We start from the raw sequence: 11,841 nt of genomic DNA on the forward strand, positions 1-11,841 counted from the left end.
ATGTTTTGATTTTTTACAGTCCAAAAGCAGATTTTACTTGATCTACAAAGTCTAATTTTTCCCAAGTAAATAATTCTACTTCAACTGTTTTTGTTAATCCACCTGGAGCAGAGAAAGTCTTAGTTACGGTTTCTGGAGTACGTCCCATGTGTCCGTAAGCAGCAGTCTCGCTATAAATTGGGTTTCTTAATTTCAATCGTTGTTCGATGAAGTACGGACGCATATCAAAAATAGCTTCTACTTTTTTAGCGATTTCACCGTTAGTCAAATTCACTTTTGCAGTTCCGTAAGTTTCGATAAAAATTCCCATCGGTTTAGCAACACCAATAGCGTACGAAACTTGAACCAAAATCTCATCAGCAACACCAGCTGCAACTAAGTTTTTAGCAATATGACGTGTTGCATAAGCAGCAGAACGGTCTACTTTACTTGGATCTTTTCCAGAAAATGCACCACCACCGTGAGCTCCTTTTCCTCCGTAAGTATCAACAATGATTTTTCTTCCTGTAAGTCCAGTGTCTCCGTGAGGTCCTCCAATTACGAATTTTCCTGTTGGGTTGATGTGGTACTGAATAGCATCGTTAAATAAATGAGCATGCTCAGGATTTTTAGCAATGATTCTTGGGATCAATATCTCGATAATATCTTTTTTGATTTTAGCAAGCATAGCAGCTTCTTCATCAAAATCATCGTGTTGCGTAGAGATAACAATCGCATCAATACGAGTTGGTTTGTTATCGTCGCTGTATTCTAAAGTTACTTGTGATTTAGCATCAGGACGTAAATATGTAATTTCGTTATTTTCGCGTCTTAAAACAGCTAATTCTTGCAATAATTTGTGAGACAAATCAAGTGCCAATGGCATGTAATTTTCAGTCTCGTTAGTTGCATAACCAAACATCATTCCTTGGTCACCAGCGCCTTGCTCTTCTTTACTTGCTCTGTCAACCCCTTGATTGATATCAGCAGATTGTTCATGAATAGCCGAAAGAATACCGCATGAGTTCGCTTCAAACATGTATTCGCTTTTGGTATAACCAATTTTTCGGATGACTTCGCGTGCAATATTTTGCACATCTAAGTATGTATTTGATTTAACCTCACCAGCCAAAATAACTTGACCAGTAGTTACTAAAGTTTCACAAGCTACTTTTGATTCAGCATCAAATGCTAGAAAGTTATCGATTAATGCGTCTGAAATTTGATCTGCAATTTTATCTGGATGTCCTTCGCTCACAGATTCTGACGTAAATAAATAGGCCATAAGTTTTATTATTTTATAAAATTAAGCGAGAAAAAATAATTGCTGAAAAGGTCTAAAGGAGAGTTCCTGCTTTAGCATTTTTTTACTGAAAATTATTCAGTATTCACAATGAATTGATTTCATTATGAAGAGGTTGCAATCAGTTCAAATTTTTCCTCTTGTATTTGGGTGCAAAGGTATGAAACCATTTTGAATTGCATATTAATCTTAACTTTTTTTTACTGTTTTATCTTTTAGAAATATTTTTTAAATTAAAAACAAAATTAGCGACATAAAAATTTTGTACTTTAAAAAACATTTGCGATATTTGACAATCAAAATAAGTAATCATGAAATCATTTATTTGCAATATGTTAAAGGTCGCACAGGAAAACTCCTGAGGGTTGCTTATTGCATAATTTGAACTAAATTATATAGTAAAGCTTCCCAGTATTTGGGAAGCTTTTTTTTTGAAATACCACAAAGAATAAAAATTTATGAACACATTAAAATGCCAACAAAAAATGAATGCAATAGCGCCTATTTGTGCTGTTGTACTATTTGATATATCGTGACCCCGAGAGGACAGGTTAATAAAACTAAACCCCTTTTGGATACGTATCTAAAAGGGGTTTGTTGCTTTTAGCACTTTTTCAATTATTAAAGAATAAAAAAGTAGCATTTGATGAATGTCTTTTTCAAGATTCGGAACAAAAAAGATTAAAAAAATACAATAAAAATTAAATCATAGTAAAAACTGGTATTGAAGTTGATACTAAAAAGGAAAAATAATCAGTACACAATTAATAACTTAAAATGAACAACAATGAAAAACAACAATTATTTTAGTAAAGCAATCCTTTTAATAAGGCAAGGATTATGGGGGTCAAAAAAAAGTAACACTACTGCTCCAGTGGTAAATGAGCTAGTTCATCCTAGATTTGAGATGGATACAAATGATGATATTGCACTTAAGGCAGTGCCAAATTCATTACTTTTTTTAATGTATTCTAAGGAAAATGATGTCCTTTTTATCTAGTGATTGCAAATGTATTTTAACTTGTGAGGAAATACATTTTAAATTATGGTTGCTGTTTTAACGGAGTTTTGGTCTAAAACGACATATTTCTTTGTTAAAACAGCTTGCTTTTTGCATACTTTTGCGAATACCGCAAAATTAATTCAGTCTAAACTTTGCAGAAAAATTTGCTCAGAATAAAAATTAGTGCTTTATTTGCACCATTAAAGTTCACAACAGTATTGAAATGTTATAAAGAAAGGCAGAGGGATTAGACCCGATGAAGCCTTAGCAACCCTTCGATTTATCGAAGAAGGTGCTGCATTCTACCACGCCCATCGTGGAAAGATAACACTAAGAATTTGTCTAGATAACACCTAGCTTTCTTTCTAATATTTCCAAACACAAGTCCTAATTATAACAGATTTGAAATTGGAAAATAAACCAACAACACTTACAATATACAATTTCACCACGGAGTCAGGTGCAATTTATAATGCTCTAAACTTAAGTTATCAAGTTTTTGGATTGCCTTTGCATAAAGCTCCCATCGTTTTGGTCAATCATGCGCTAACCGGAAATTCACAGGTTGTAGGCGATAATGGTTGGTGGAATGACCTAATTGGCGCCAACAAAACTATTGATACTACAAAATATACCGTACTTGCTTTTAATATTCCTGGAAATGGATTTGATGGATCTGTAATTGAAAATTATCTTGATTTTACAGCAAGAGACATTGCTAGAATTTTTATAAAAGGCATTAATTTGCTTGGGGTTACAAATCTATATGCCATTATTGGAGGTTCTGTGGGTGGCGGAATTGCTTGGGAAATGGTTGCATTAGAACCAACAATTACCCAAAAATTAATCCCTATTGCTACCGATTGGAAAGCGACAGACTGGCTTATTGCCAATTGTTTTTTGCAAGAACAAATTCTGAATAACTCATCTAAACCAATTCAAGATGCGCGCGCGCACGCTATGTTGTGTTACCGAACTCCAGAATCATTTGCCGCAAAATTTCAACGAACTACTAATGAAGAGTTAGCCATTTTTAATGTTGAAAGTTGGTTGTTACATCACGGCGAAAAACTGCAACAGCGTTTTCAATTGGCATCCTACAAAATGATGAATCAATTATTAAAGACCATTGATGTCACTCGCAATAGAACTTCGTTTGAAAACACAATTGAAGCTATAACGGCAGAAATTCAAATCATAGCCATCAATTCGGATTTGTTTTTTACGGCCAGTGAAAACAAAACCACTTTTGAGCAACTACAAAAAATAAATAAAAAAGTTAGTTACCAAGAAATAGTTTCCATTCACGGACACGATGCTTTTTTAATAGAATACAAACAATTACACAATTTGCTTAAGGATTTATTCTAAGCTACAAACACACAACACAATGAAAATATTAAAATTTGGAGGTAAATCGTTGTCAAATGGTGACGGTATAAATAAGGTGGTTGCCATAATAATAGACAAAGTAAATCAAGGCGAAAAAATAGCAATTGTAGTTTCGGCACGTGGTAATGCAACGGATGAGTTGGAACAAATTTTAACCATTGCTTCTCAAAACGGAGATTACAAGCCTCTTTTTGAAGATTTTAAAAAATACCAGCAAAACGTTTATGAAGCTGTTGATTTGTCTGAGGAGTTTACTATTTTAGAAAAATTGTTCGAAGGTGTAAGTCTTATAGGCGATTACAGTAAAAAGATCAAAGACCAAATTTTGTCAAAAGGCGAATTGCTTTCGGCAAAATTACTGACGGCAATCTTGATAGAAAAAGGAATTCATGCTCGTTTTACAGATACGCGTGAATTGATAAAAACCGATGCTAAATTTGGTGATGCACAACCCTTAGAACAACTTTCGAAGAAAAATGTGGTTGCTTTTTTTAAGCAAAACACTGAAAATACAGTAAGTATAATCACAGGTTTTATAGGTTCTACGACCAATAATGATACTACAACTCTAGGGAGAAACGGTAGTAATTATACCGCTTCGTTGATTGCGAATTATTTAAATGCCGACGAATTACAAAATTACACACACGTTGACGGAATTTATACTGCCAATCCTGATTTAGTTGTAGATGCTAAGAAAATTGATCACTTATCGTTTAATGAGGCGAATGAGATTGCTAATTTTGGAGCTACTATTTTGCACGCTAAAACCATCATTCCGTTATTAGAAAAAAACATTCCGCTTCGAATTTTAAATACTTTCAATCATGAAAATAAAGGAACTTTAATAACTTCCAATTCTAATAAGGAAGGAATTAAAACTCTTTCGGTTCTCGAAAATGTGGCTTTGGTCAATCTGGAAGGAAGAGGTTTGCTTGGTAAAACAGGAGTCGATGCTCGAATTTTTAGAGTAATGGGCGACAACAATATCAGTGTTAGTATCATTTCGCAAGGTTCATCAGAGCGTGGAATAGGCTTGGTTGTGGCTGCTGACAAAGCTACTACGGCCATGATTGAATTGGAAAAAGAATTCGAAAATGATTTCTATTCGAAAGATGTCAATAAAATAACTGTTGCTGACGATGTAGCTGTCATCTCTATTATTGGCCAGGATTTAAGCACGTTTCACAAACCTTACACGGCTTTAATCAAGAATAAAATAGTCCCAATCCTTTTCAATAATACAGTGACGGGCAAGAATGTGAGTTTGGTGGTTAAAAAATCACAATTGCACAAAGCCTTAAATGTGATTCACGGGGAGATTTTTGGCGTAGCCAAGAAAATAAATATCGCTGTTTTTGGTCACGGTTTGGTGGGCGGCACCTTGATTAATCAAATTTTAGAATCGGCATCAGCCATCGAAAAAAGAAAAGATATTAAATTGAATGTTTTTGCGATTGCCAATTCTAAGAATGTACTTTTGAATAAAAATGGCGTGACACCTAACTGGAAAAATGAGATTCAAACCAACGGATTCTCATATACTATTGATGATGTGATTGCCTATGCCAATGAGCACCATTTAGAGAATTTAATTGCCATTGATAATACTGCAAGCGCTGATTTTGTTACAAATTATATTTCGTTAGTTGAAAATAGTTTCGATTTGATTTCGTCAAACAAAGTAGCCAATACGTTAAGTTATAGTTTTTATAAAAAATTACGAAAAGTTCTGGCAGAAAACCAAAAGACGTATCTTTATGAAACCAATGTTGGAGCAGGATTACCGTTGATTGATACTATTAAATTGTTGCACCTTTCTGGCGAAAATATCACAAAGATTAAAGGTGTTTTCTCAGGAACATTGAGTTATTTGTTCAATAATTTTTCGGCCAAAGACGCGCCGTTTAGCGAAATCTTGAAAGAAGCCATCGATAATGGATATACAGAGCCAGATCCAAGAGAGGATTTATGCGGAAATGATGTAGGGCGAAAATTGTTGATTTTGGCTAGAGAATTAGACTTGCAAAATGAGTTTGAAGAAATTGCTATTCAAAATTTAATTCCAGAACATTTGCGTAGCGGAGATGTAGGAGAGTTTTTGAATAAATTAACGGAGTTTGATCCTATTTATGCAAAAATAAAAGCAGAACAAAAACCGAATCACGTGTTGCGTTACATTGGAGAATTATCGGGAGATTTGCAAAATGACAAAGGAAATCTAGAAGTAAAATTAGTTTCGGTACCATCAGATACGGCATTAGGCGGATTGAAAGGTTCAGATTCTTTCTTTGAAATTTACACTGAATCGTACGGAGACCGACCAATTGTAATTCAAGGCGCTGGCGCAGGATCTGCGGTAACAGCCAGAGGTGTGTTTGGTGATATTCTAAGGTTGTCTGATAAAGGTTAAGTTGATTGATTTTGAAAAATCACAAAAAAATATAAGGATTTAATTGTAAATCAGAATAATGAGAATTAAAGAGCTTGTAGTAAAAAATGGTTGGAAATCTTTGTTGATAATTCCATTTTTAGGCATTGGTCTCATGACTTTGTTTTTTAGTTTAAAAGATATAATCAAAATCCAAGAAGCTAAAGATTGGACTCAAACAGCTGCAAATGTTGAGCAAGTTTATATTGATTCAACTAAAACTTCAAAAGGAACAGAATTATATGAACTTATTGTAAAGTATTCCTATGTATTTAATTCAAAAAAATATTTAGGTTGGAATTTAGCTTTTGGCTATAGTATGAATAATTTTGAAGATCATCAGGATTTATTTAGGAAACTACGAGAAAGTAAAAAAATTATGGTTTACGTTAATCCTAATGACAAGAATGAGTCTGTTATAATACCTAATATAAATGGCTCTATAGTTTTTGTTCTGATATTTTCAATTTTATGGAATGCGACAATGATGGGTTCACTTTTGACATTACTGTATGAAAACATTAAAAAATATATTCAAGTACTTCTGATTTTAATCTGGTTGGGAGGTATTTATTTATTATTGTCAGGCGCTACGAATATTGATATGGAAAGTAGTGTAGTTGTCCTAGAAAAAGTTAATTTACAAACAATTGAAAAATAAGAAATGATAATAATTCTTATGTTTTATTCCTTTTGTAAGAGGGGAGTTGAGGATAAGTAAAATTTATAGTAAGATGAAAATAACATTAAACAGAGTAAACGATAATTTCCATTTCGAATTAAAAAACGAAAGAGGGCATTTGGTAAACGTAGATAGCCGTCCTGAATATGGAGGAAATGATATGGGCGCCAGTCCGATGGAATTAGTATTGATGGGAGTTGCAGGGTGTAGCGCCATTGATATGATTTCGATTTTGAAAAAGCAACGTCAAGAAATCACATCTTTCAAAGCTGAGGTTGAAGGCGAAAGAGTTCAGGTTGGAGAAGCAAAACCATTTAAAAACATTCATGTGGTGTTTTATTTAGAAGGTGATATCAAGGAAGACAAAGCTGTAAAAGCCGCACAACTTTCTTTTGAAAAATACTGTTCGGTTTCCAAAACATTAGAACCAACGGCAACCATACATTACAAGGTAGTTTTGAATGGAAAAGCTCTTAGCGATTAGTCATTAGCTTTTAGCAACAAAACAAAATATTAATAATTTGCATTGGGTATTAGCTATAAGCTAAAAGCCAATAGCTAAAAGCTTATTAAAATGAACGAACAAGAATTTGGTTTCGAAACCCAAGCCATACGCAATCAGTTAGAAAGAACACAATATTTAGAGCATTCGGTGCCGTTGTACCTCACGTCTAGTTTTGTATTTGAAGATGCCGAAGACATGCGTGCCTCATTTGCAGAGGAAAAAGACAGGAATATTTACAGCCGTTACAGCAACCCAAATAACAACGAATTTATTAGTAAAGTATGCGCTATGGAAGGTGCTGCAGCTGGTTTTGCCTTTGCATCTGGTATGGCAGCAGTGTATTCAACCTTGGCTGCTTTATTGAATTCTGGAGATCACATTGTTTCTTCGAGCAGTGTTTTTGGTGCCACGCATTCACTGTTTATTAATTATTTTCCAAAATGGAACATACAAACCTCGTATTTTGACATCAATCAACCCGAGACTATTGAAGGTTTGATTACGCCTGACACAAAAATTCTTTTTGCAGAGTCACCAACCAATCCTGCTGTTGATATTATTGATTTGGAATTGCTTGGAAATATTGCCAAAAAGCACAATTTAATTTTAATTATTGACAACTGTTTTGCAACGCCTTATTTGCAGCAACCAATCAAATGGGGAGCGCATTTAGTGGTGCATTCGGCTACCAAATTAATGGATGGTCAAGGGAGAGTTTTGGGTGGAATAACAGTTGGTGATGCTGATTTGATTCAGAAAATCTATTTGTTTTCCCGACTTACAGGACCTTCTTTATCGCCTTTTAATGCGTGGGTATTGTCAAAAAGCTTAGAAACATTAGCCATTCGATTGGACAGACATTGCGAAAATGCCTTAAAAGTAGCAGAGTTTTTAGAGAATCATCCTCAGGTGAATAAAGTGAAATATCCTTTTTTGAAATCGCATCCGCAATATGAAATCGCACAAAAGCAAATGAAGTTGGGTGGCAATATTGTTGCTTTTGAAATAAAAGGAGGATTAGAAGCCGGAAGAGCTTTCTTAGATAAAATTAAATTGTGTTCGCTTTCGCCAAATTTAGGAGATACGAGAACTATTGTTACACATCCAGCCTCAACAACACACAGTAAATTATCTGTCGAAGAACGTTTGGCGGTGAGTATTACCGATGGTCTGGTTCGTGTTTCTGTAGGTTTAGAAACCGTAACTGATGTAATTGCCGATTTGGAGCAGGCGCTTTCGTAACGGATAGATTTGGGATTAACGATTTTAGATTGTAGTTTTGGTTCAAACAACGCTAGGTTTATTACTTGCGAATATTTTTATACAATTCTAAAACAGTAAAATGCTCTCAAAAAAAACAAAATACGGTATCAAGGCTTTGACCTTCTTGGCTCGCCAAGAGGACCAAACGCCTGTTGCTATTGCTGATATTGCCAAATCTGAAAATATCTCACTCAAATTTTTAGAGAGTATTTTATTGTTGTTGCGCCATTCTGGTTTTCTGGGAGCCAAAAAAGGAAAAGGCGGCGGTTATTATTTGATAAAAGAACCGAAGGACATCAGCATGGCTAAAGTATATCGCATTCTGGAAGGGCCTATAGCCTTATTGCCGTGTGCCAGTCATAATTTTTACGAGCCTTGTGACGATTGTACTGATGAAGCCACTTGCGCCGTTCGTAAATTAATGACCGAAGTGCGTGATAATACGCTTATGGTTTTGGAAAATAATAGTTTAGCAGATATTGCATTTTAAGTTTTAATTAGAAATAATGTTTTGTAATTAAAGTAAATATATTATTTTTACACAATAATCTAGTAACCCGATAGGGTAAAAGTTTTTAAATTGAATTTTGTTGAATTGAAAGGAATGAATAAAGAATTAAAAGTGAATAATAATACCGAAAGCCCTGCAACAAGTTTTGTAGAGCGGTTATGGGTGCTCGTTCCTGCAATTTTGTTGATAGGATTATTGGCAACATTAGTGTACAACCACCATGATGAATTTTCAGTGGATGGCTTGATAGCCGGTTTTGATCAAGAGTTTTTAATTTTTTTCTGTATTGGAGTTTTTGCACAGTTAGTAGATGGAACCTTAGGAATGGGTTATGGAGCAACTTCAACTTCATTTTTATTAGCGTACGGAATTCCGCCTGCCATCAGTAGTACAGGTGTTCACGTGGCTGAAATGTTTACAACAGGAGCTTCGGCAATTTCGCATCATCGTTTTGGAAACATCAACAAAAAACTAGTAAGACATTTGTTAATTCCGGGTGTTTTGGGTTCTGTTACAGGTGCCTATTTGTTGTCGGATGTGATTGATGGAGAAGTAATAAAACCATTTATTGCTTTGTACATGATTGGATTGGCAGTGATCATTATTAGGAAAGCATTAAAAAAGAATCTGGTAAAAAAGAAAACTAAAAAACTAGGTATTTTGGCAACTTTTGGAGGTTTTATGGATGCTGTAGGAGGCGGAGGATGGGGACCGATAGTGACTTCTACTTTATTAGGAAATGGAAGAAATCCCAGATATACAATTGGCTCGGTGAACGCAGCAGAGTTTGCAGTAGCTTTTTCAAGTGGAGTAACATTTATGCTTTTTGGAGGTATTCAAGGATGGCAAGTAATTATTGGATTGATTTTAGGAGGCGTAATGGCAGCTCCATTAGCTGCATTTTTAGTGAATAAGATTCCAAGGAAATCAATGATGATATTAGTAGGTGTTTTAATTATTCTTTTGAGTTTAAAAACCTTATCAAAACTGCTGTAAAACGAAATAAGATTATGAGTAAAGAATTAGTAGCGGCATTAGTAGAGCATTCAAAAAACCTTAGTTTAGAGGAAACGTTTGTTTATTTAGCTGCCGAGTATAAAGATAAAGTGGTTTTTTCGACCTCTTTTGGTCAAGAAGACCAAGTAGTTACAGCAATGATTGCCAATAGTGGTGCTGAAATTCAAATTTTCACATTGGATACCGGTCGATTGTTTCAAGAAACGTATGATGTTTTTCATAAAACTCAAAAGAAATACAACCAACACATCAAAGTATTTTTTCCCGAGGCAGCTGCAGTAGAAAATTTATTAGAGACTAAAGGACCTAATAGTTTCTACGAATCAGTTGAGAATAGAAAAGAATGTTGCTCCATCCGTAAAGTAGTGCCTTTGCGCAAAGCTTTAAAAGGAAATTCGGTCTGGATTACAGGCTTAAGAGCAGAGCAATCCGAAAACAGAAATGATTTGGCACTATTTGAATATGATGCGCATTTTGAAATTATCAAATTCAATCCATTATTAAAATGGACTTTGCAAGAAGTAGAAGAGTATTTAGAAAAAAATAATGTACCACAAAATGCATTGCACAAAAAAGGATTTGTAAGTATAGGTTGTGCACCTTGTACAAGAGCCATCACTCCAGATGAAGACATCAGAGCCGGACGATGGTGGTGGGAATCCAGTCATAAAGAATGTGGGTTGCATAGCCCCCTAGCCCCCAAAGGGGGAATTAACGAAGTGAAAAATTAATAATAACAAAATAAATACCCCAACAGTTCCCCCTTCGGGGGTTAGGGGGCCGATAGATATGAGTGCACAATTAAAAACAAACGCTTTAGAAAGCGAAGCAATATACATTTTCAGAGAGGTAATTTCTCAGTTTGACAAACCTGTATTACTTTTTTCAGGCGGAAAAGATTCGATTACGTTAGTTCGCTTGGCGCAAAAAGCTTTTTTTCCAGCTAAGATTCCGTTCCCGTTGTTACACGTAGACACTGGGCATAATTTTCCGGAAACCATTGAGTTCAGAGATAAATTGGTGGCTGAACTAGGTTTAGAACTAATCGTGCGCAATGTGCAAGACGCCATTGATCAAGGAAAAGTGGTTGAAGAAACCGGAAAATATTCCAGCAGAAATAGCTTGCAAACCACAACACTTTTAGATGCTATCGAAGAATTCAAATTTGATGCGTGTATTGGTGGAGCACGTCGTGACGAGGAAAAAGCCAGAGCCAAAGAGCGTATATTTTCGGTGCGTGATGATTTTGGTCAATGGGACGAAAAAAATCAGCGTCCTGAATTGTTCGATTTGTTGAACGGAAAAATAGAGAACGGTCAAAACGTACGTGTTTTTCCAATTTCGAACTGGACCGAGCTAGATGTATGGAGTTACATCGAACAAGAGCAAATTGAAATTCCATCGATTTATTTTTCGCACAAGCGTAAAGTGTTCTTACGAGATGGAATGATTTGGTCCCACTCTCCATTTGTGTACCAAGAAGAAAACGAAGAAATCGTGGAACGCATTGTTCGTTTTAGAACGGTAGGAGACATGAGTTGTACGGCAGCAGTTGATTCATACGCTGCAACAATTTCTGAAGTAGTGGGTGAAATTAGATCTTCAACAATTTCAGAAAGAGGCGCTAGAATTGACGACAAACGTTCGGAAGCAGCGATGGAAAAAAGAAAACAACAGGGATACTTTTAAAAGAATTATAAATTATAAATTATGAATTTTTCAAAAGTTCCTAGAATTTATAATTCAACATTTAAA

At 35.0% G+C, this 11,841-nt stretch carries 11 protein-coding genes and 1 riboswitch; of the genes, 10 read left to right on the top strand and 1 reads right to left on the bottom strand.

What is annotated here, in order from left to right; translation table 11 throughout:
• Positions 1–13: 13 nt before the first annotated feature.
• Positions 14–1,264, bottom strand: coding sequence for a methionine adenosyltransferase (metK, locus tag LQ189_RS01210; protein ID WP_230153946.1), 1,251 nt, complete (start codon positions 1,262–1,264; stop codon positions 14–16).
• An 805-nt stretch (positions 1,265–2,069) separates the two neighbouring features.
• On the opposite strand from metK, the gene LQ189_RS01215 reads away from it, so the two are divergent.
• The 10 genes from LQ189_RS01215 (at position 2,070) to cysD (ending at position 11,775) form a co-directional block, all read left to right on the top strand.
• Entirely contained in the window at positions 2,070–2,282 is a 213-nt protein-coding gene (locus tag LQ189_RS01215) for a hypothetical protein (RefSeq protein WP_086453330.1), read from the top strand.
• 226 nt (positions 2,283–2,508) lie between these two features.
• Positions 2,509–2,616: riboswitch (SAM riboswitch) on the top strand.
• Positions 2,617–2,693: 77 nt separating this feature from the next.
• The gene (locus tag LQ189_RS01220) at positions 2,694–3,656 is read left to right on the top strand and encodes an alpha/beta fold hydrolase (RefSeq protein WP_230153947.1); all 963 of its coding nucleotides are present in this window, start codon (positions 2,694–2,696) and stop codon (positions 3,654–3,656) included.
• A 19-nt stretch (positions 3,657–3,675) separates the two neighbouring features.
• Complete coding sequence (gene thrA / locus LQ189_RS01225) at positions 3,676–6,090, top strand: bifunctional aspartate kinase/homoserine dehydrogenase I (RefSeq protein WP_230153948.1); 2,415 nt, start codon at positions 3,676–3,678, stop codon at positions 6,088–6,090.
• A gap of 58 nt (positions 6,091–6,148) precedes the next feature.
• A complete protein-coding gene (locus LQ189_RS01230; protein ID WP_230153949.1) occupies positions 6,149–6,769 on the top strand; it encodes a DUF3592 domain-containing protein in 621 nt (206 codons plus the stop codon).
• A 73-nt stretch (positions 6,770–6,842) separates the two neighbouring features.
• Entirely contained in the window at positions 6,843–7,274 is a 432-nt protein-coding gene (locus LQ189_RS01235; protein ID WP_230153950.1) for an OsmC family protein, read from the top strand.
• Between the two features lie 90 nt (positions 7,275–7,364).
• On the top strand, positions 7,365–8,537 hold the full coding sequence (locus LQ189_RS01240; protein ID WP_230153951.1) for a PLP-dependent aspartate aminotransferase family protein: 1,173 nt from the start codon (positions 7,365–7,367) through the stop codon (positions 8,535–8,537).
• Positions 8,538–8,637: 100 nt separating this feature from the next.
• Complete coding sequence (locus tag LQ189_RS01245; RefSeq protein WP_086453336.1) at positions 8,638–9,048, top strand: Rrf2 family transcriptional regulator; 411 nt, start codon at positions 8,638–8,640, stop codon at positions 9,046–9,048.
• Between the two features lie 114 nt (positions 9,049–9,162).
• The gene (locus LQ189_RS01250) at positions 9,163–10,065 is read left to right on the top strand and encodes a sulfite exporter TauE/SafE family protein (RefSeq protein ID WP_086453339.1); all 903 of its coding nucleotides are present in this window, start codon (positions 9,163–9,165) and stop codon (positions 10,063–10,065) included.
• 11 nt (positions 10,066–10,076) lie between these two features.
• On the top strand, positions 10,077–10,817 hold the full coding sequence (locus tag LQ189_RS01255) for a phosphoadenylyl-sulfate reductase (RefSeq protein ID WP_255667911.1): 741 nt from the start codon (positions 10,077–10,079) through the stop codon (positions 10,815–10,817).
• 58 nt (positions 10,818–10,875) lie between these two features.
• Complete coding sequence (gene cysD, locus LQ189_RS01260; protein WP_144891585.1) at positions 10,876–11,775, top strand: sulfate adenylyltransferase subunit CysD; 900 nt, start codon at positions 10,876–10,878, stop codon at positions 11,773–11,775.
• Positions 11,776–11,841: the final 66 nt, after the last annotated feature.

Origin of the sequence: Flavobacterium sp. CECT 9288, assembly GCF_918731615.1 — a bacterium.
Classification (GTDB): Bacteria; Bacteroidota; Bacteroidia; order Flavobacteriales; family Flavobacteriaceae; genus Flavobacterium.